This is a genomic window from Paenibacillus sp. MT124 (assembly GCF_058792755.1).
The window spans coordinates 1678448-1698674 of sequence record NZ_CM179500.1 but is presented as its reverse complement, the minus strand read 5'-3'; the positions used below and the strand labels follow the sequence as shown (position 1 = coordinate 1698674).

General features: G+C 42.0%; 27 protein-coding genes. 1 reads left to right on the top strand and 26 read right to left on the bottom strand.

Features of this window, described 5'->3' with window-relative positions; genetic code table 11:
• Positions 1–68: 68 nt before the first annotated feature.
• The 4 genes from AC3RCI_RS07875 to AC3RCI_RS07860 all read right to left on the bottom strand — a co-directional run bounded on the left by AC3RCI_RS07875 (position 69) and on the right by AC3RCI_RS07860 (position 3983).
• Positions 69–746, bottom strand: coding sequence for an ABC transporter ATP-binding protein (locus tag AC3RCI_RS07875; RefSeq protein WP_492528439.1), 678 nt, complete (start codon positions 744–746; stop codon positions 69–71).
• Positions 743–1867, bottom strand: coding sequence for an ABC transporter permease (locus tag AC3RCI_RS07870; RefSeq protein WP_492528437.1), 1125 nt, complete (start codon positions 1865–1867; stop codon positions 743–745). Before AC3RCI_RS07870 ends, AC3RCI_RS07875 begins: the two co-directional genes overlap by 4 nt.
• A 65-nt stretch (positions 1868–1932) precedes the next feature.
• Positions 1933–3309: a sensor histidine kinase gene (locus AC3RCI_RS07865; protein ID WP_492528435.1), complete on the bottom strand. Its 1377-nt coding sequence runs from the start codon at positions 3307–3309 to the stop codon at positions 1933–1935.
• On the bottom strand, positions 3306–3983 hold the full coding sequence (locus tag AC3RCI_RS07860; protein ID WP_095360412.1) for a response regulator transcription factor: 678 nt from the start codon (positions 3981–3983) through the stop codon (positions 3306–3308). The genes AC3RCI_RS07865 and AC3RCI_RS07860 overlap by 4 nt, the downstream gene beginning before the upstream one ends.
• A 342-nt stretch (positions 3984–4325) precedes the next feature.
• On the opposite strand from AC3RCI_RS07860, the gene AC3RCI_RS07855 reads away from it, so the two are divergent.
• Positions 4326–5294 carry a cation diffusion facilitator family transporter gene (locus AC3RCI_RS07855; RefSeq protein WP_430198699.1) on the top strand — a complete coding sequence of 323 codons (969 nt, stop codon included), beginning with the start codon at positions 4326–4328 and terminating at the stop codon, positions 5292–5294.
• Between the two features lie 530 nt (positions 5295–5824).
• On the opposite strand, the gene AC3RCI_RS07850 is transcribed toward AC3RCI_RS07855, so the two are convergent.
• The 22 genes from AC3RCI_RS07850 to AC3RCI_RS07745 form a co-directional block, all read right to left on the bottom strand.
• Complete coding sequence (locus tag AC3RCI_RS07850) at positions 5825–6337, bottom strand: hypothetical protein (RefSeq protein ID WP_492528433.1); 513 nt, start codon at positions 6335–6337, stop codon at positions 5825–5827.
• A 42-nt stretch (positions 6338–6379) separates the two neighbouring features.
• Positions 6380–6880, bottom strand: a complete 501-nt coding sequence (locus tag AC3RCI_RS07845) for a DUF6985 domain-containing protein (protein ID WP_492528431.1) — start codon at positions 6878–6880, stop codon at positions 6380–6382.
• Positions 6881–6895: 15 nt separating this feature from the next.
• On the bottom strand, positions 6896–7936 hold the full coding sequence (locus AC3RCI_RS07840; RefSeq protein ID WP_492528429.1) for a UCP032817 domain-containing protein: 1041 nt from the start codon (positions 7934–7936) through the stop codon (positions 6896–6898).
• Between the two features lie 130 nt (positions 7937–8066).
• The gene (locus tag AC3RCI_RS07835) at positions 8067–8447 is read right to left on the bottom strand and encodes a hypothetical protein (RefSeq protein ID WP_492528427.1); all 381 of its coding nucleotides are present in this window, start codon (positions 8445–8447) and stop codon (positions 8067–8069) included.
• Between the two features lie 384 nt (positions 8448–8831).
• A complete protein-coding gene (locus AC3RCI_RS07830) occupies positions 8832–9305 on the bottom strand; it encodes an NUDIX domain-containing protein (protein WP_492528425.1) in 474 nt (157 codons plus the stop codon).
• 71 nt (positions 9306–9376) lie between these two features.
• Positions 9377–10240: a DUF4085 family protein gene (locus AC3RCI_RS07825; RefSeq protein WP_492528423.1), complete on the bottom strand. Its 864-nt coding sequence runs from the start codon at positions 10238–10240 to the stop codon at positions 9377–9379.
• Between the two features lie 79 nt (positions 10241–10319).
• Entirely contained in the window at positions 10320–10787 is a 468-nt protein-coding gene (locus AC3RCI_RS07820; protein WP_492528421.1) for an NUDIX hydrolase, read from the bottom strand.
• A 45-nt stretch (positions 10788–10832) separates the two neighbouring features.
• Positions 10833–11375 carry an HAD-IIIA family hydrolase gene (locus tag AC3RCI_RS07815; protein ID WP_492528419.1) on the bottom strand — a complete coding sequence of 181 codons (543 nt, stop codon included), beginning with the start codon at positions 11373–11375 and terminating at the stop codon, positions 10833–10835.
• A 101-nt stretch (positions 11376–11476) separates the two neighbouring features.
• The gene (locus AC3RCI_RS07810) at positions 11477–12025 is read right to left on the bottom strand and encodes a GNAT family N-acetyltransferase (RefSeq protein ID WP_492473927.1); all 549 of its coding nucleotides are present in this window, start codon (positions 12023–12025) and stop codon (positions 11477–11479) included.
• A gap of 15 nt (positions 12026–12040) precedes the next feature.
• Positions 12041–12661: a bis(5'-nucleosyl)-tetraphosphatase (symmetrical) YqeK gene (gene yqeK, locus AC3RCI_RS07805; RefSeq protein ID WP_492528417.1), complete on the bottom strand. Its 621-nt coding sequence runs from the start codon at positions 12659–12661 to the stop codon at positions 12041–12043.
• 148 nt (positions 12662–12809) lie between these two features.
• Positions 12810–13259, bottom strand: coding sequence for a GNAT family N-acetyltransferase (locus AC3RCI_RS07800; RefSeq protein WP_492528415.1), 450 nt, complete (start codon positions 13257–13259; stop codon positions 12810–12812).
• Positions 13260–13525: 266 nt separating this feature from the next.
• Positions 13526–14143 (bottom strand): DUF5071 domain-containing protein, encoded by a 618-nt coding sequence (locus AC3RCI_RS07795; RefSeq protein ID WP_492528413.1) that lies wholly within the window; start codon positions 14141–14143, stop codon positions 13526–13528.
• Positions 14144–14213: 70 nt separating this feature from the next.
• Positions 14214–14636, bottom strand: a complete 423-nt coding sequence (locus tag AC3RCI_RS07790; RefSeq protein WP_492528411.1) for an NUDIX hydrolase — start codon at positions 14634–14636, stop codon at positions 14214–14216.
• Between the two features lie 39 nt (positions 14637–14675).
• A complete protein-coding gene (locus AC3RCI_RS07785) occupies positions 14676–15071 on the bottom strand; it encodes a GNAT family N-acetyltransferase (protein ID WP_492528409.1) in 396 nt (131 codons plus the stop codon).
• A 37-nt stretch (positions 15072–15108) separates the two neighbouring features.
• The gene (locus AC3RCI_RS07780) at positions 15109–15609 is read right to left on the bottom strand and encodes a GNAT family N-acetyltransferase (protein WP_492528407.1); all 501 of its coding nucleotides are present in this window, start codon (positions 15607–15609) and stop codon (positions 15109–15111) included.
• Positions 15572–16093, bottom strand: coding sequence for a GNAT family N-acetyltransferase (locus tag AC3RCI_RS07775; RefSeq protein WP_492528405.1), 522 nt, complete (start codon positions 16091–16093; stop codon positions 15572–15574). The genes AC3RCI_RS07780 and AC3RCI_RS07775 overlap by 38 nt, the downstream gene beginning before the upstream one ends.
• 39 nt (positions 16094–16132) lie before the next feature.
• Positions 16133–16663: a P-loop nucleotide/nucleoside kinase family protein gene (locus AC3RCI_RS07770; RefSeq protein WP_492528403.1), complete on the bottom strand. Its 531-nt coding sequence runs from the start codon at positions 16661–16663 to the stop codon at positions 16133–16135.
• 164 nt (positions 16664–16827) lie between these two features.
• Positions 16828–17271, bottom strand: a complete 444-nt coding sequence (locus AC3RCI_RS07765; RefSeq protein ID WP_492528401.1) for a GNAT family N-acetyltransferase — start codon at positions 17269–17271, stop codon at positions 16828–16830.
• Positions 17272–17429: 158 nt separating this feature from the next.
• On the bottom strand, positions 17430–18194 hold the full coding sequence (locus AC3RCI_RS07760) for a class I SAM-dependent methyltransferase (RefSeq protein WP_492528399.1): 765 nt from the start codon (positions 18192–18194) through the stop codon (positions 17430–17432).
• A complete protein-coding gene (locus AC3RCI_RS07755) occupies positions 18191–18565 on the bottom strand; it encodes a hypothetical protein (protein ID WP_492528397.1) in 375 nt (124 codons plus the stop codon). The genes AC3RCI_RS07760 and AC3RCI_RS07755 overlap by 4 nt, the downstream gene beginning before the upstream one ends.
• A 71-nt stretch (positions 18566–18636) precedes the next feature.
• Positions 18637–19632 carry a serine hydrolase domain-containing protein gene (locus AC3RCI_RS07750; RefSeq protein WP_492528395.1) on the bottom strand — a complete coding sequence of 332 codons (996 nt, stop codon included), beginning with the start codon at positions 19630–19632 and terminating at the stop codon, positions 18637–18639.
• Positions 19633–19674: 42 nt separating this feature from the next.
• The gene (locus AC3RCI_RS07745) at positions 19675–20217 is read right to left on the bottom strand and encodes an AAA family ATPase (RefSeq protein ID WP_492528393.1); all 543 of its coding nucleotides are present in this window, start codon (positions 20215–20217) and stop codon (positions 19675–19677) included.
• Positions 20218–20227: the final 10 nt, after the last annotated feature.

Sequence of the window (20227 nt, the reverse complement as noted above, 5' to 3'; positions counted from 1 at the left end):
TCCCTCATGGAATAGGTGACCTTTCTCATAATAGATACATAGAACAATTTCGTCTCAGGGTATGCGCCTTATTTGTGCACCAGTTTCCCGTTTTCCAAAAAGAGAACCCGATTACACAGCGGAAGAACCCGCTCATCATGCGTAACCATTACCGCACTCTTGCCCTGCTCTGCAACCAGCTTCGCAATCATGCCAACAATATCGAGCCCCCGTGCTGCATCCAGACTGGCTGTCGGTTCGTCCGCCAGCAGCACAGCCGGATCATTGATCAATGCCCGCGCAATGGCAACACGCTGACGTTCCCCGCCAGATAACTTCTCGCCATATGCTTTACGACGGTGAGATAAACCTACCGTATGAAGCAGCTCATCCACTCGCTTCGCGGCCTTGTTCTTGTCCGTTCCGGCAAGCTTCGCAACGACCATCAGCTGTTCTTCCACTTTCAGATAAGGAATGAGGTTGGCACTTTGAAAAATAAAACCGAGCTGCTGAAGCCGCACATCGGAAATGTCCTGCTTGTTTTTGCCCATGATGGATACACCATCAAGCAGAACCTGCCCCTCCGTTGGTTCAAGGAGTGCACCTGCAATGGACAGAAATGTACTTTTGCCTGACCCGGAAGGACCCATAACCGCAACAAGTTCCCCCTCGGCAACTTCAAGATCCAGCTGATCCAAAATCGTACGTTTGACCCCGCCATCCTCAAAGGTCTGTGTAATTCCCTGCAATACCAATCGGTTTCTCATGCTGCTGTCCTCCCAATTGCATCAAGCGCATCAATTTTGGTAACCTTCCAGACCGAGAACAACGAACCTGCCATAGACATAATTACAAATAACATGCAGGTTAGTGCCAGGGTGGACAAGCCTAATTGAAACGGCATCGAAGCTGGCAGGATGGACTCAAACAGACGGACCAGCAGAACACTGATTACCAAACTGCCGACGGACAAAAGTAATACTTGTAATGACACACTGCCAGCCAGATACGCATTGCGCGTCCCGATGGCTTTCAAAATGCCAAATTGACTCGTTTTCTGAATGGTGATGACGTAGAAAAATACCGCGAGTACAAACGCCGAGATGACAAACAAAAAGGCGATCATCATAAGCAGCGACCCCTGCTCTTCCTTATAGCCAGGAATGGCCGATACCGCATCGGACTTCGTAATCACTTCCGCATTCGGCAGTGCAGCACTCAGGCTATCCACCTTCTCACCTGCATCCTTAATGGCAATGGCATTGTATGCCGAAGCATTATTGCCCGCTATATCTGGGCTAATACGCGAACTTCCTTGCAAAGCAAGCCATTCCTGTTCATTCAGGAACACGACCGGTGAGTGGCTGAAGGACTCATTTTGCACAAATCCACCGACTGTCCACTCCGTCCCCGACGCTTGATCCACCAGAACCGTCCCAATGGTCACCCCGGACTCTGACAGCTTTTGATCTACTACAACTTGTCCGTCCTTCTGATCCGTCATCAGAACTCCTTCAGTGACGGTTGGCGCAAGCCAGCCTTCCGGGTTCACCATAAACAGAGTGACATCTATTTTCTTGGTGTCGTCAGCCGGGCTAACGGTTGTCATTTTCACACCCAGCGGCTCTGCGTTATCTTGCCCTACCACCGAGCGCGACTGTTCAAGCTGATCCTGATTCACCTGCGAACGGGTAAAACGATGATTAGAATCCTGTTCGAGAACGAAATGGGTTGCTGCCATATTTTTGATCGACGCGGCGTTGTCATACGCCAGCCCCTGCGCAAGACCTGTAACAAACAGTACCAAAAATGAAACCAGTACCATAATGGTAGCAATTAACGCATACCGCCCTTTGGCAAACCTCATCTCTCTAATAGCCAAGTACATATCTCTGACCTCCTCTTGATAAACCAAGTATAGGAGGTGAAAATGAACGGCAAATGAATAACAGATTACATCTGCGGAAGAGTCACAGTGAAGACCGTACCTTCGGCCGAACTGGAGACTTCAATTGAACCGTCATGAATCCGGACAATTTTCTGCACAATGGCCAGCCCGAGCCCGGTTCGACCGGAAGAACGTTCCCGTGCACGGTCCACCCTATAGAAACGATCGAACAGGAATGGCAGATGCTCTGCCGTAATCCCATCTCCTGTATCCCGAATTTGGATTACGCAATGTGTATCGGTCTGCTCTGCTCGGATCTCAATGCTTCTTCCTTGCGGAAGATGATTCACTGCATTGCCCAGCAGATTCATCCATACCTGCATGAGCAGTACTTCATTCCCAACCAGCTGGATCGATTCGGGTATCGATATCCGGAGCAGCAGCTCCTTTTCTTCCAGCTGCCATTGCAGCACCTGAACGGCTTGACGGAATTGATCCCGCAGAGAAAATTCTTCTTTGGCCAAATCCTCTTGGCCTTGTTCGAGGGATGACAGCAGAAGCAGCTGTTTGCTGAGCAACGAGAGATGACGGCTTTCTTCCTCAATAATGGATGCATAGTGCTCCCTCTCCTGTTCAGGAAGATCCCGATCTGAGAGCAGTTGGGCAAAACCCTGAATCGAGGTTAGCGGCGATTGAATCTCATGCGAGACATTTGATACAAACTGTTGACGCGCCTGATCTACCCGCTCCAGCTCACGACTCATCGTCATAAAGTGCTGAGCAAGCTGTCCAATTTCATCACGTCTCTTCGTGGGCAATTTCAGATTATAGTTCCCCTGTACAATACGCTTGGTCGCCTCCGACAGACGTTCAATTGGATTGACCAAGTAGCGAGTACTGATTAGAAAGATCAAGATGCTAATACCTACCGTAAGCGCCCCAATCAGGGCAAAAAAGATACGCAGTTCGCCAAATTGCAAAATGACGTCCGGGCGCATAAACAGGCCATAGCTTGTATTTCCGATCTGTAGTTTAACACCAACGGTATTGCTTAACTGATTGTCAAAGAAACCCGTGATGAAGGGTTTGCTTGGAAACTGGGCAACACCATGGTAGACCTCACCGTCAAGCACCCTATCTACAGCTCGCTTGTCCAGATCCTTCTCGCGAAAATCGCTACCGTAGAATTCATCATTCCTCTTGCCATCTGTCACATAAATCTCGTAACCGAGAGCTGCGGCGTTGTCCAGATACGGCTGCATCATGTCTGGCTCCCGCTCCACAAACTGCTTCATTTGCATGGCGATGCCGACCAGCTTCTCGTCATTGAAGGACTTAAGCTTCGCATGATAATAGATATTGGATAAAAGAAAACCCAGCATGCCGCTGACCACAATGACAGCGATCGTAATGAGGAAGACTCGAACATACAAAGTCCTCAACGGGTTTTCACCTCCATCTTGTAACCGATCCCCCGTACCGTATGAATGACAAAGTCATCTGTATAATCGGCAAACCGATCACGTAACCGCTTGATGTGCACATCCACCGTACGGTCATCCCCTTCGTAATCTGCGCCCCAGACAAGTCTAATTAATTCATCTCGCGAGAATAATCGACCTGGATATTGTGCCAGCTGGGAGAGCAGCTCGAACTCCTTCATGGGCAAAAACAGAATGGATTGACCATCAGATACCTCCACGTTATTCCGGTCAATCACTATGCGATTCATGCGAATGATATCACTTGACGTGCGGTGATAACGGCGAAACAGGGCCTTGACCCTGTAGATCAACTCTTCGGGTTCGAACGGCTTCGTCACGTATTCATCCGTGCCTTTCAGATAGCCCTCCCTCTTGTCGGATAGCTGGTCCCTTGCCGTTAGCAGCACAATCGGTATGTCATACTGCTGCCGGATGAAATCACATAACTCCAGTCCGTCCATACCTGGCATCATCACGTCCAGGATCGCCAGATCAATCGGTGTTTCTTTGATTAGCTTGACCGCTTCTATCCCATCCTGCGCTTCATGCACCTGATACCCCTCTTTGGTCATGACATGCCGAAGGAGTGCTCTAATGTTGGCGTCATCATCCGCCAGAAGCAGGTGTTTCATATTGTTTGTCCGCCCCTCTGTTTCTAAGTTGAATTTATAATGATCATATCCATTGGTTTGAAGTTTGTTACGAGTACTTCCGCACATGGATCCTGCACAGATGGTAGCACAAAAGCCAAAGCGTTCGCCAGCACACACCACAGGAAGCAATGCTTTCGTGTTTATATTTTGTTGAATCTGGTTGACACTATTATTAGGCACATCTATAATAAAACCATAACATATGAACGATCGCTCATATATTCATTTGATTAATTAGATTCATGCAAGGGATATCCTAAGCCACAATAGCAATCATCATTATTACATAACGGAGCCATGCTCCAAAGGAGAGGATCTCGTATGTCCGGACATCACCACAATCACGACCATGGACACCAACATGCTCATCCCAATAACAAGAAAGTGCTCCTGTTTTCCTTCATTATCATTACGCTGTATATGATCGTAGAAGCTGTAGGCGGCTTTGTGACCAACAGTCTGGCCCTCATCTCCGATGCAGGACATATGCTGTCAGACGCAGTCGCTCTGGGGATTGCCTTACTGGCGTTTACCTTTGGGGAAAAAGCAGTGAATACGGGCAAAACCTACGGATACAGACGATTTGAGATTTTGGCTGCTACCTTAAACGGAATTACCTTAATTGCCATCTCCCTGTACATCTTTTACGAAGCAATCGGCCGCTTCATCCATCCGCCGGAAGTAGCCACGGTCGGCATGCTGATCATCAGCATCGTTGGATTGCTCGTGAACATTCTAGTTGCCTGGATCATGATGCGCGGCAGCGACACGGAGAATAACCTCAATATGCGAGGTGCCTACCTGCATGTCATCAGCGATATGCTTGGGTCCATCGGGGCCATAGCGGCAGCACTGCTAATGATGTTCTTCGGCTGGGGCTGGGCAGATCCACTCGCAAGTGTAATCGTGGCCGTGCTGGTGCTGCGAAGCGGGTTCTTCGTAACGAAGTCTTCCCTGCATATTTTGATGGAAGGCACTCCGGCGAATGTGGATGTCAATGATCTTGTGCAAACGATTAAAAAAGTAGACGGTGTCCATGGCGTTCACGATGTGCATGTATGGTCCATCACAAGTAACCTGAATGCACTGACTGCTCATATTGTGGTCGATGGAACATTGACCATCTATGAAGCTGAAACGCTTGTGCAGAAGATTGAACATATGCTGGAGCACAAAGATATCAAGCATGTCACCTTGCAGGTGGAGTCCGAGAAGCACCTGCACGACAGTTCAGTATTATGCACGGTTAAAGGCGACGCACCCGATGCGCACGCACATCATCACCATTGAGAATGGTGCAAGATATAGCAGTAAATCAAAAACAGGGCTGATTCCCTCGAGGGAATGCCCTGTTTTGTTTTGTGTAACTTTCATTTCAATTGGTTGTTATGTATTAGAGACGAATAACATAATGTATCTGGAAATACACCTGACATGGAGATATTATGAAAGTGAGGGTCGATCATATCATGAGTAAATTTCAAAAATTACTGTCAGTAACCCTTGTACTAATAACTCTGCTGCTGGTTTTAAACTATTTTGAACTAAGAGAGATAAGTAGACTACAGCGCATAATCATTGAAGGTGTGTTTAACTAACCACGATCTTACAACCTTGACTAAACATTAGCTTCATCCCAATACAACATGACATAACCAAACTGGAACAAAAGGATAACACACGATCGCTGATGTTGATGAAGAAGCTTGTTTTTTAATTTCTGGGTCCTCATTACTCAAGCTTACACGTCGAACCTCTTTTTTAATTTTTTTCTCTCTCCATAACAAGAGTGATAGCTCTAACCAGCTGGCAGAAGTACTTCAACTTCCATTGTTACATAAAATGCAGCCATGGCATGACAAGAACACATCATGTTTTGCACATTTCGGGTATCCTGACGGGATTGTCGGTTGATCATCATCCTCTTCAATCTCGGACCACTCCAGATAGTTGTCCAGATTAACATCTCCTTTAGTAAACGCATGAATCATGGTCTGAAATTGCTCCAAGCAGGGTATGAGCGACTCTTTGCGCGGTTTATAACTTAACTTCTCCCACCCCCTTTCAGCAATTGCATATGCAATCATTCGGAGCATAAAATCCTTTTCCTCTTCAAAGGTATCTATGGACCAAGGCATCTCATCAATGTCGAAGCCAACCGTTCCGATGCCCACGACGGACTGATCCCTCTGGGCCAACCAGATGGTCATTTCCCTCTCACGGTTCGTCCTGGCTAGCATCGAGCCACTGATGGAGAGCACTTCTATAAACACTGATGTTAACCCATTGGACATTCCGATGGATTCGATCACTGGTACAACATGTTCAGGCATTGAAATGGTATTTCCGATTCTGCTCACCCCTTATAACCATTACTACTCATCCGATTCAGTCGAGATGGCAAATTCGCCATACCCCAAACCCTCACGTACCTCAAGAACCTGATGACCAAGCATAACAATCTCCATACCATTCTCCGTGTCCCAATCCGTGCTGCCACCTAGTATGGCTCCCAAGATCTGATCATCCGAATTAGCTGGATTCCGATAAAGTTCAACTTCGCCAACCGCCATGAACGCGAGAATCCCCCTGCCCCCCACTTCGGCCAAGCCTGCAGGGTAGTCCATCGTATCACTTGACATTTTCTCTGTTTTCCATTCATATGCCCGGTTGCATATGTCGTTAACCGTTTCGTCCGGCAAGTGATTCAGCACATTTTGGATATACCACTCTGCTTCTTCTACACTGATGTCTTCCGTATTAAATCGATACTCCACCTCGGATTGGAATAACTCAAGCAGCCCGTATCCAGACACCCGATTCTCATCTGCTGGGTCTTCTATGTCAACACGTTCCAAATGAAATCTTTCCGTCATACGATCCCTCCTTCATTAATCTCCGCCTCCGCCACAAGATGAGCAGCTGGATGAGCTGCAGGAAGAGTCAGAAGAGGAGCTACTGCACGATGAACCGGAATTTCCCGAGGAGCCGTTGCTGTCGTTACAATGATCGGCATAACAGCTTGAACTGCTTGAACAACTGCTGCTTGACGAAGCTCCTTGGGCTGCCTTTTCCGGTGGGATAAGTTCCTGTTCGAGACGACCCATGTGCACTCCGTACGTTGCCTCATGATGCATGGAGTGATATACCATGGCACTCGCCATGATGAGAGCCACATCGACCGAACCTGAGGATTCGAGGGATAGCTCTTGTTCGTTTAGACTTGCCGATCTCTGCAGCCTATCCATCAAATAAGAAATAACCTGTGCAGCTTCAGGATCTTCCTGCATGCGTCTAGTGTGGAAAAATTGATTCACCAATTCAGTTCGATCCCCCTGAGCGATCAGCTTCTGCAGGTCACCGGATATTGGGTAGCTGAAGAACTCTCCCCAGATTGCGGAGCTATATGGAGTGAACTCGAACAATTGACAGTATACCCAGTCAAACCATGCCCTTGCACCTGGATTCTCACGGCGGGTAACTGCCGGCTCATGATGCACTGTAGAGCCCATAAATTCTGCACAAAAATCAGCGTAGGATTTGGTAAACATCAGCATTTCGTGCCATAACTCGTCTACCTCATCGCTAAACATCGGGACCTGTTTCAACAGAGAAGCCATAACGAAGTATCTTTTAAGTTCGAGCAGCTTCCATCGATACTCCAGCTTTTTCATATGAGGATATTCCTGCTCCATACGGAGCTTTAGTTTATTCGAAAAATGCTTATTAAAGCTATTTTCCAATTGACGAACGGTTTTCTCATAGGAAATGTCATCACGCAGTCCCAGATTCACAGGCAATTTTTTGCGTCTATACGTAACTTTCGAGTACTTGCTGCGTCTTCCCTTCGAACGAAAAACTCTGATCCTGCGCCGAATAACATAGGCTGCAACCACCAGTAACCCTGCTGCAATGTAGTAGTAGATAGGCATAATAAAGCCTCTCCTCTCCGTTGTTCATTTCTATGTATGGGTGAAACTACCATTAGTATAAATGACGATTCGAAACTAATAAAGAGCCCTTAGGCATACATGCCAGGGCCCTTGGTTTAGCTACTCATTGTTATGATAAGGCAATAATCAAACTCGTTATAAGAAGCAATAGCGTTACCGGAGCCCAGATTCTTCGTTCCCACACGCTGCGTGTTATCAGATTTAGGATTGTTCCCAGCACCAGATACCCAACAATAAACCAAATTGCTGTATTTGCAAATGAAGACCACTCAGGCAATAGCATACCCGCTCTACTCAGTACAACTAAACCAATGAATACGAGAATAGTGATCTGCAGCAAACAGGAATAACGCATAGTTGTAGGATATTTCCCGGGAAACTTCCCACCCATCGCTACTTCTCCCCACGGCATACCTGCAGCGAGGGCCACTTGAAAGAGAATGACAATCAGAATTAGGACAGAGAACAATACCGAAGACACCAATATCACCAGTTCACATCCCCACATCTAAATGTAGTTTCTTTTCCTTATACTTTATTGATGCAAATCGGTCAGTATTCTTCAAACCACAATCGATAAAATTCTTCTGAAAACCAAAACCATATGGGACCCAGAAACACCATGATGCATCCTAATATTTTGAATATCACTTCGATCGTCTTAGGGATATCCATGCTCTGCAAGTTTTCTTCAAATTCGCTATTCGGCTTTATTCCTCGATATCTCATCAAAACAAATAGTTTATAAAGAATATCAGGAAAGAAATAAACCACAATACCTGTCACAAATACCGGAATCGATACATATCCAAACGTACTGGTCGTCCATTCAATCTCGATTCCATCCATTTTCTTAGCATATAAATTCATTGGATTATATATCAAAATGAGCTCGTTCTTCTTGATTGGAACTGAAAATATAATCCGGGTAATGATTGACTAAAGGTGGACGTTCATGCTCAGGGAAAAATTGCAAATCCTTCATCTCTTCATTATTTGATGTTAATTGCCCCGATTGGATTCTGCATTCAAATACAATGGTTAAATATTCAACTTGATGACCGTTATGATATGTAAAACGTTGACCTTTTCCGCCGTAGACACCAATGATCTTTTCGGGCTCTATGACAAGACCTGTCTCCTCCAAGGCTTCTCTGACCATCGCTTGTGCCGGTGTTTCACCAATCTCAATCGCTCCAGCAATTAGCCCCCATGTTGATTCATTGTGTTTACGTCCAAATAGGATCTCTCCATGTTCATTTCGAATAATACCAGCCACACCTGGCATAAATATGAGATCATTCCCCATCTTAGCTCTAAGGTTCTTATAGTAATCAGACATGCTCATAAGTGCTGTACCTCCCTCAAGACGCCGTTAATACAATGCTACAACTGACAACAATCACACTTTGTGCTATGTTACTCTTCTTCAACAATAATATCCTGGCACTGAATAGTCAGTTCTGACATTTCCTCACCATCAAAAAGCATATGTAGTTCATATCCATTTTCGATACAATACAGTTCTTGATAGAGCCAGTACCTACCGACAATGTTCCCTTCTTGCTGAATGATCTCAGGTGCAATAAACGTAATCTTATTTAAATTCGTGAACCCTCCACGGGTATCGAATCGAATGACCAAATCCGAATCCGAGACCAATTCCGCCACGGTGCAATCATGAAAATGGATCTGGTTACGAATATGTTCAGGAATAGGTTCAGCTAGCTGCGCCTCTCTATATTCCTTCGAGATCAGCTGCATTTGAGCTTCATTTAATTTGCTCTGTTTTTTCAACTGTTGCATGACCTCTTTAGTGCAATAACCCAGGGAAAATACACGGATATCCGCAATTTGATCATAGATCTCTTTCGGTAGTTGTGCAATCTTGTTTTCGCAGTTCCATTCCAGATTACTTTTAAATTCATGTTTGCTGCCTAACTCGTCAAAAGGTTGTCTCGCATCGTAATCTTCAATTAATTTCTCTATATGCTCTCTTTCCTCAGTCGGCATATGATAAACCATCGTATCCTCTTCCGATACCTCATCCCCACTAATAAATTTCTCTGCACGCACAAGAACCGCACCATCCTGCTCCAGCATGAAACGAGGGTCAACATTGTAAACATCGCGTTGAAACTTTACATGTTCTTTTTCTTTTCTTTTATATAATCGAAGATAAAGATCTTCATCCATTTGTTGGGCTCCGCTGTGTACTCGCATACCAAAGTGAAGATGTGTTTGTTGGCAAAGTTCATACCACTCTTTTGTAAGATATTTCATGCGCACTCTCTCCTATTTCAATTCTTCAGTTTGGCTTACTTACGATGCTTCAATTGCAGACTTCTCTATATTGAAGTTTCTAGTATGGTCTTGTTGTTACATGCAATATTTTTATTGACTTTTCTTCTCCTTCTAGAAGTTCTGCCAATCCATCTGGAACAAGTTTAATGCTCTGATTGTCTTTTAAATAACTTAAAGATTTCCATACAGCTTCGTATTTTTTATCTCCTTCCACGCCCTTGATTTCTTCCTGCTTATACAGACTCGCATCTATAAATGTTGCTTCATATATGAAGTCTATTTCATGCCCGATTTGGTCTTGAACCTTAAATATATTTTCAACTACACCAAGTAATTTTGGTTCACTAATTTCTGCATTGATTTCTTCTTTCACCTCACGAATTACTGTTTGTTTGCTGCATTCACCAATTTCAACTGTACCGCCAATGGGACGATAGTAGATTGTACTCGTATCCTTATCAAATGTCTCTTCAACTAACAATTCGTCTTCTCTTCTAATAACACAAAGCGAAACCGTTCTTATCATTGATCTCCTCCGGGATACACTCTACCCATTGTATTTTTGTATTTCTTAACGTTTCCCTTTATTAATGATCCAATAAACTGCATCTAAAATATCTTCTGCTATGTAATCAGGTTCCGTTTCCGCCCACTTGTTTCTATACGTTGTTAATGATGATTCCCCCCAGCCTGTTCTTACAAGAACCTTTATGGCTCCTACTGCGTGAGCTGCAAGCATATCCGTATCGCCTACGTCACCAATAACGATACATCTTGATAAATCTAAATGGTGTTGCTGTGAAGCCTCTAACAGCATCCCCGGTTTAGGTTTTCGACAGCCGCATTCTTGTTCATGTGGGCATATATAGGATTGATCGAATCCGTATTCATTAAATTGTTCTTCAAACTCCTGGATCGTTGCCTCTCCACGCGATATCCGATACTGATTCGTAAGAGCAAATACCTTGATTCCATTTTTCTTCAGAAGAGCTATAGCTTCTTGTGCATTAGGGTATAATTCAAAATCTCTAGGATGAATAAAGTGGCCTGTGCCACCGATGGTTCCATCTCTGTCCATAAATACAGCTTGTATGTCCAAATTTGGTTTGAGCATGGTTTATTCCCTTCTCCGTTAACTACCGGAATAAAATCATGTTATTTTTGCATTTCTTAATGGCGTTCATGCTGATTTTCCAAGGAATACAACAGAAGAAATTAAGGATGTAGAAACCGCTTCTTCAATAGAGCATAGATAACCGTATCCACAAACTGATTCTTCCAATAATAATGTTCCTTTAAAATTCCTTCTTCTCTGAATCCAATATTCTCAAGCAACTTTCTGGATCCCGTATTCTTTGGCTCTACATAGGCTTCAATTCGGTTTAATGCAAGATCACTAAATCCAAATTCAATGATTCGTCGGATCGCCTCGGTTATATACCCTTGTCCCCAATACTCAGGTGCTAATTCATAGCCTATGTGAGCTTTGTAATGATTTTTCGTCCAACCATGAAATCCACATGTGCCAATCACCTTGTTCTCCGATTTCAACGTAATTCCCCAGCGAATGGCCTGTTCTTGATTAAATCGATCATTCCATCTTTGAATGAGTTCTTCCGCTTGTTCAACACTCGTAAAACTCTCCACATCATAAAACCTCGTCACTTCATCTGAAGAAAAATAACGAAATATCTCTCTTGAATCTTCTTGTTTAATCTCTCTTAGTACGAACCGTTCTGTCTCTAATACGGGAAATTGAGGCATATCCTTCTCCTTTCATTATCTATTCATATCCATTAATTCTTCTCTTGCTTCTATAAGCCAGGGATGTACTAATTTAAGCTTGGAACGTTGTTCCCATACTTGGTTCAGATAGATGAGTATTCCATCATTGAGTTTGTATTCATTTACTTTATCTCGTATCTCTTGCAGGTAACCATGCTCTCCTGGTAAATTCCAAGATATCTTGTCTGAAATGAAAAGAACTTTATCCAGTAAACTAGCTTGTGGTTTAAACGTGGTATGACATTCGATTGCACTTAGTATTTCTGGATCGTTGATATGAAATATTTCTTTTGCCATAGCTTTGGATAACTTTTGGTGAATGATTCTATCATACTTATATTCTTCATCCATGATTTCTATCGATAATGCCTTTGCCAGATTTAGCATTTCACTTACTGGAACCACATTACTAATATCGTGCAATAATCCTGCTTGTTCTGCCTTTTCAGGGTCTGCTCCAAATAATCCAGCTACTCGCTTTGCTTCTGCGGCAACGTCTAATGTGTGTTTCAGGGTTTCTGGATCATTATGTGCTTCCAAGAATGAATGAATATTTTGACTTAGATCACTGGATAATTCCACATTCAATACATATGGCTTAAGAATTGGATTCATGTTTTGACCACCTATACGTTAATTTAGCTAACAGTCCCATCCCTACACGATTAGTGACATTTATCGATTCCAATCACTCGATAACATACTATATGTGACAATATTCTCATAATGATCATGAAGCCATTGTGCTTCTCTAGAAATCCCTTCATTGATGAAACCAGCCCGTTCCGGTACTGCTTTTTAGGTTAGTTTCTGCACATTGTATAATTACACGATTTAATTTCATTCCATTGAATAAGACATCAAGTAGCCTTGAGATGCTTTTCGTAATAATCCCTTGACCTTCCGCTGATGCCCCTAAAAAATATCCAATACTAGTCACTTTATTTTTCCAATCAATATAATGTAATGCAATCATTCCAACCAGTTTACCATCGAACCACAAGCCAGCATCAAAGCCGTTCTGATCTTCATAATTTTGTTTCCACATCTCTATTACTGGATCTAAGTCTTCTGGGGATTGTCGCTTATCCACCCATAGCAACCATTCTCGAAGATGCATTCTGTTCTCATCAATTAATGTGTACAATTCATCTCTTTCTTGGGGTTGAATTAAATTAATTACTATCGATTCATTCACTTGAAACGGAAACAAATTAATCCCTCCACCAACATCAATCTAGGGTCGACCGAATCACATGCAGTGCAAATATTATGCTAAGCGAATCTCGAAAGTCTACTTCCACAGTATGCAGATCGTATACATATATAATCAATCTATAAAGGAAACGCCCCAGCCTTAGACTCTGATCTATGGTTGGGGCGTTTATTCATTTTATTCCATTATTATACATATGACAATATAGTACTCCTCTAATGATGGATTCAATAACTTTTAATGTTACTTCAATCATTTTAAGATTATAATGGTAAATCGGTACCTATATGTTTAATTTTCAAGCTGTCTAAAGAAACAAGGTAATTTGATAATGTCGCATATTTATCTTTCATTTTCAATGCTTGCTCATTTTCTTGGATATATCGTGGAATTAAGCTAATGTCTGTTTGTATTATTTCCTGTCTAAGCTTTTCAAGCTCATTAAATTCTTCTATTTGTTCTGTCGTGAAGCCTGACAATCCACTATGTATTGTTTCTTCTTTTGCTACGACCATTGATCTAACATCAGTCCAATCCACGATTCCCTTTGTCAATAGAATATCCAGAGACTCCAGATCAGTCTCTTCATAGATATCCAATAGTTCCGCAATGACAAGAAGTTCACTTTTGACTATTTCAACGGTATTTTTTGACCACTTTGAGACTAGCTTGGTAAGCATCCAGTATCTCCATATCGTATCCTCAGTTAATAAAATTGTTTTCACATAAGGAGCTACTTCCACATCATGCTTATTCAAAAATTCAACGATACGATATGCATTAGGCCAATTAATATCTTGGATTCCTTCCAGCAATTCAGGGAGGTGTTGTAGATATTCTTTTGAACTCAATATGAAATCGAGCCTTGCATCGTTTATCATATATACTCCTTTCGAAAACAGTGATTAATTAGCTCTCTTCAAATCATCCAGAAGTATGAAACCCTAATCATCATTGATGGTCTGTGAAAATTTGACCCTCAGCCATTTTAACTTGTTCAATCATATGCCCGATGTTCCCTTCACCAGCAAAGACCGACATATCAAAAAAGTCCTCATTCAGATCCGACCAATATAATTCATTTTCATCTCCAAAGACCGCTACATCATGTTTTAGCTTGCCAACATACACCTCCACATAACATTCCTGAATGTAGTATTTAAAGTCCATTAAATGATGTAAGACGATATCTTTGCTCGATATTCCGGTCTCTTCAAAAAGTTCGCGATAAGCCGCCTTAATGCCAGTTTCTCCATGATCGATCTTTCCACCGACCAGATTACTCAAACCTTTATACGGATTTCTTAATCGCTTACACATAAGCAGCTTATTCATATCTTTGTTGTAAATCATGAGCACATTATAACCTTGCATTTGTACGTCTCCTTTTTAGAAAAATTCATAAGATGCTTGCTACTCCTTTTTATAGTGCATCACAATTTGTTTTATCTTTTTAAATCCTGTCTCCTCGTAAAAGCCAGCCAAATCTTCACTGCAAAATAAACTAATGACATCAATATCCTTCAATTCATTTAAAAGCTTTTCGATCATTAATCTAGCTATTCCTTTATTTCGGTAACTGCTTAATACAACAACATCCTCTATATATGCTCGAAAAACTCCATCTGAGATAGCTCTAGAGAAACCAACTAGGTTGTTATCATCCCAAGCTCCTATCGCAATACCAGACGAAAGTAATTTTAATATCCCGTCTTTGTCCCGATCAGGCCACCAACCAGCATCGTGATAAAGACTCATTAGATCGGATGGTGAGATCGGTTTCTCTGTATGTAGTTTTACCGTTACCATAATAAACCTCCAAAATGATTAAATTTGGTATATCCCTTTACACACTCTTCTTAATATAGCTCATCGAAATGAACTCTAATTCCTGCTCTTCATACTTGCTCATAAAATGTGTTTCTTTCACAAACCCAATCCGTTCATACACCTTGATAGCTCTCTCATTAAATGCTGCAACGACTAATTGATACTCACGACCACTAAATTGATTGTTCAAAAAGGAAAGAACCTCTGTCAGAAACCCCTGACCTCTACCTTTTCCTGAGAAATCAGGCTTCAAGCCTAAACCCATGTCCAACTTCTTCAGATCTCTATAGATACCAGCTGCATATCCGCCAGGGACCCGTGCTGATTCGCCTACGCATATAAAACCAATTAGAGCATCATGTTCATCTAACGCGTAATAATACTCTCCATTCATTAACTCCAAAAGGCTGTCCTCACTCCCATCCATGTCATACATTGAATACGGATATTCGTACTGCCACTTTGAAATCTGCAAGGCTCTATCCTTGGTCATGGGGTAAAAACGGTAACGAGACACTTTTCAACCTGCCTTCCTTTAGTAGATATTTAAATACAATTCTGAAAATTCCCTTCAATTCCTTGGCAAATACGAATTCATCCTCCCGGTCATAACCTGCTTTTTCATATGTTTTTATCGCCTTAGCATTCTTATTTCCTGTCAAAATTTTGATGTGTTTCACTCCTGAATGATTAAAAATCCCTTCCAGTCGTTCAATCATCATTCCGGCCAATCCATTCATGCGTGCAGATTCTTGTATGTACATTTCAGTGATCTCAGCCTGATGCTCTGTATAGCAAAACGATTTATAAACCTGTCCGCATGCAAATCCAACGACTCGCTCGTCCATTACAGCTACTACAATTACTTCTCTTGCATTTAAAAGGTCCGTTTCCACCTCTTCCCGGCTTCGACGAACTCCATTAAATTGATCATTCAATTCGATCAAAAATGGTACATCTTCTTTCACGGCTTCTCGAACCAGCAATTTAGGAATGGACAATGAAATACCTCCTTAATTGGGCTAAACCTCGAACTAAAATCATCTCAATCTGTACTTATCGTTATTAATAATTTCATGAACGATCTCAGGTAGTTGGTCTTCCGTATAATTGCTCGTATATAATTTATTCTCTTCTTTTAGATTGTAGTTGTTTTCAAATTCATTGAGCAGTGTTATGCTTCTTTCTTTCATTTGATTTGCAGCTGCTCTTAAACTGTCTCTATACATAATCGTTTGACGATCCACCATTAGTACCACATAGACTATTCTCACATCATAATTTGCTAATTCTTTTATCAATCCATCGATGTCTTCTGGAAAAGCCACATAGTCAACAACTACATCATAACCATAATCTATTAAATTCGTTGTCAAAGAGGATATGTTTTTCCATGTTAAGTCGTTTGTTTCTTTGTCTAACCAGGGTTTACCCCGTCCTTTCACGGGGATATGACTAACCTCATCTCCAGAAATATACGCACTTTTATTTAAAGTTTGAACTAGCATTTTTGACGTTGTAGATTTTCCAACTCCTGCGGGTCCAGATATGATGTATAGACTTTTACTCATTTTGTAATCTCCCAATTTTTCAGCTTAATGTCTTTCGTTATTCTTTATCGCATTCACAATGCAGATCTCCCTTAGATGACTCTTATCTTAGGGAGATCTACGTGCTCACTTCTTTAACCTCTCTAATCAACAACCTTTGAATTCTCAGATCATTAATCCTTCGTTTAAGTTAGAACACGAACCACTTCACCGTCAATTAATCCTTCACTCACTCTTTTAAATCCCAGAGATTCATATAAATGACCTGCAACAGCATTTTCAGCTCTATGTCCTATCATAATTTTCTGGCAGTTCAATGATTCTCTCATTAATGCGGTCAATTGTTTCATCGATTCTTTTCCATAACCTTTTCCTTGATATTGTCCATCAATCATTAGAGCTGGTATCCAGTAGTTTCCTTCATGATCCGGTATTGTACAATACACAAGAAATCCAATGATAATTGCACCGAAATTTATCACCATGGGTTGAAATTCAGGGACAAACTTGGATTCAGCAATCCAGTATACGACCGGGGCCGGGAATACTTGTTTTTGATCCTCCGCTACTTCCAATTGGGTGCAACTATACCAGTTGTCAACGGTTACAGGCTTCAGACTAATTTCCATATTAGATTCCTCCTACCTAAATTACGCAGAGGAATCACTTCATCATTCCCCCTGCGTTAAATCCAAACACCTCTTAGATCACTGTCAATGCTGCTCGAATTCATGTTTTTCATACCACATCACTCCTTTCAAATCTTTTGACCATAATACATGATTATCTAAGTTGCTCCCTGGCTAAGATCAGACAAGGAACATTCAAACACATGAAAATAGGTGCCTTCCCCATACCCATACTTCACTTCATGCAAATGAATATGTTGAAAACCATTTGTCCTAAGAATATCTTCAAACTCCCTCATATCATACAAACGAAGAGGGAAGTTCATCACCTCGGTCTTTTCGATTTTGTCGTTTTTGACTAACTCATATTTCAGCTCCGTTACGAGCATGGATTGTTCTTTGCGATACTGAACTTTTTTGGATAAGACAATTAATTCATCGTTTACAACCTTGCGATCCGTTTCTCTCCATTCTGGAATCTCTTCCACGTTGTTCCCTTTTAACATAATCGTCAATAGAAGTTTCCCTTCAGCCTTAAGCGCAGATTGCAGATTGGCCAGACTCTGGTTAACTAATTCACTGGGAAGCAGCGAGAATGATCCAAATGGAATCATAATCAAGTCGAATTGTTCGGAGCCTACGAAATCTTCAATCTTTTGATAATATACATGAGGCTTCAGATTTAATCGCTCACCTTTTTCTCTACATACCTTCAGCATATCTTCGGATATATCGAATCCCTCTATCTGTATTCCACGCTGCATAAAAGGGATCAGCATTCTTCCGTTTCCACACATGGGTTCAAGCACACGCATATCTGTTCTGTCTACAAACGAAAGGTAAAAATCAAGCTCTCTGCCTTCTGCTAACGATTTGTCACTTTCATATATCTTCGTGCAAAGTTCTCCATAATAACTGTTCACTGGTGTTCCTCCCTCATTAGATCATCCATCGCCTGAACAGCCAGTTCCAATGCTTGGATTCTCCTTATTAGAAGAGTTCTCTGAGGACTGCCTTCCTTAGCCTTAGCAAGTGAGTTGTCAATGGATGGCATTAAACCCGTAAGAACACTGCGAGCTTCAATCAGATCTCCGGAGGTATATGGATGAGGTTTGTGTTGCCACACATGTTCAAGTATAGCTAAACCAATACGGAGAGCCTTAAGTCGCTTTTCTATTAAAGTTGTATTTGCCCCTTTCTGAGTCATCTGCGTTAAGGCATTTTCGGATTTCCGGATGGTTGATTCGAGGGCTTGTATGGATTGCGATTGAATTCGTTCTGGTACGTTTTCCATAATAGGACTGTCCTCCTTTCGCCACTGTCTGTCTATATCCTTGTATGATTCTGTAGATCAGCTTTCAGGGTTTATAGATATTGAGCGTATTTGTTAACCAGATTTCCAAATGTTTTGATATCCTCTAAATAATCATACCCTGCTGGATTGGGCCCGGTTTGATTATACATTCTTACTGCTACCGTTCTATACTTCGGAATGACAAGACAGGCACAACCGGTGATGCCCAAGATTTGAAAAGAACCGGATGGAAGCTCATCCCCGAGTTCCGTCGAAGCACGCGGCTCATCCTGCACAAACCAAAAGAAACCATTTCTCGGTAATTGGCGTTCGAGATCTGGAGGACTAATGATTGTCGTTGCTTGCTCAAAAACTTCTCTCGGCAGTATTTGCTGCCCATGAATGGCGCCCCTTTTCAAATGCAAATAACCCCAGTATACCAATTCCTTGGTACTCACAAATAAGTTGGCTTCATCGCCTTGATTATCTTTATATTGTTCATTGAGCCAGACTAACTTTTCATTCGGTTCCTTTCTCCAACCGGTATGACTAAAACCCATGGGCGTAAATACACGTTCTTCAAGTAGTTGAGATAATGGCATATGATATAATTTTCGGATGATCTTAATGAGCAGATTGACTCCAACATTATTGTATTTCCAGTCCGTCCCTGGCAAAAACAATCGATGATGGAGATCACCTAAACCATGGGTGTGTGTTAGCAGATGTCTTATCGTTGTGTTTCCCACTACCACGGTATCCACATCATCCAAATAGATGGCAACATCATCATCTATGCTGCAAATCTTCCCTTCATATAAGGCAAGACTGATGGCAAGTCCTAAATATGTCTTTCGGACCGATGCCACATGAAATTGAGATTCCTCATCCACTAATCGACTGCCTCTAAAATTACGATGTACTCCTGAGTACCATTCATTCACGATTCGGTCATGATGAATAATGCAGGTTGCAGCTGCTGTAGCAGATATCTCATTTTTAACCCGTAAAACATAATCATTCAGTTCATTGAATGTTGTATCCTCCGTTTTCTGTAAGTTGAGCAAGGAGACTCACACCACCATTCTTCACTTTTATCTATCAGTTAACTAGGTATAATTATGATGTTGGTCTACCTTCGTCAATATGATATCTACAACCTCACTAGTTTCAAGATGATCCGTTATTAGGTGTATCCCAAACTTATCATCCTTCAGAGCATGAACAACCTTCGGCGCTTGTTGATACTGCCAGCCTCCAAATTCATCTCCGCGTTTAGCTAACCGCTTGTATATCGTTTCTTCAGTAGCCACAAGCGAAAAATGATATAATTCTTCGTCAATGGCTTTGAATCCGTTATAAATGTGGTTAAAGTTCTCTTCCTTATAAATGGTCATGGGAACGATTAGGTGCTTGTTATATTTCCGCCTTACTTCTACAGCCGTCTTCACGGTTAGAACTCTCCATAGTTCGATATCTTGAAAATCATCCGTACGCTCATTCTCTTCCCGGCATTCTTCCGGAATGAGTTTTCTGATCATATAACCTATTTCTTCAGGGTCGTATATCATACTATTGTTGATCAAGGGTTGGAGCATCTTTGCTGCCGACGTTTTGCCGGAACCGAACGCTCCATTAATCATAACGATCATATGATCACTC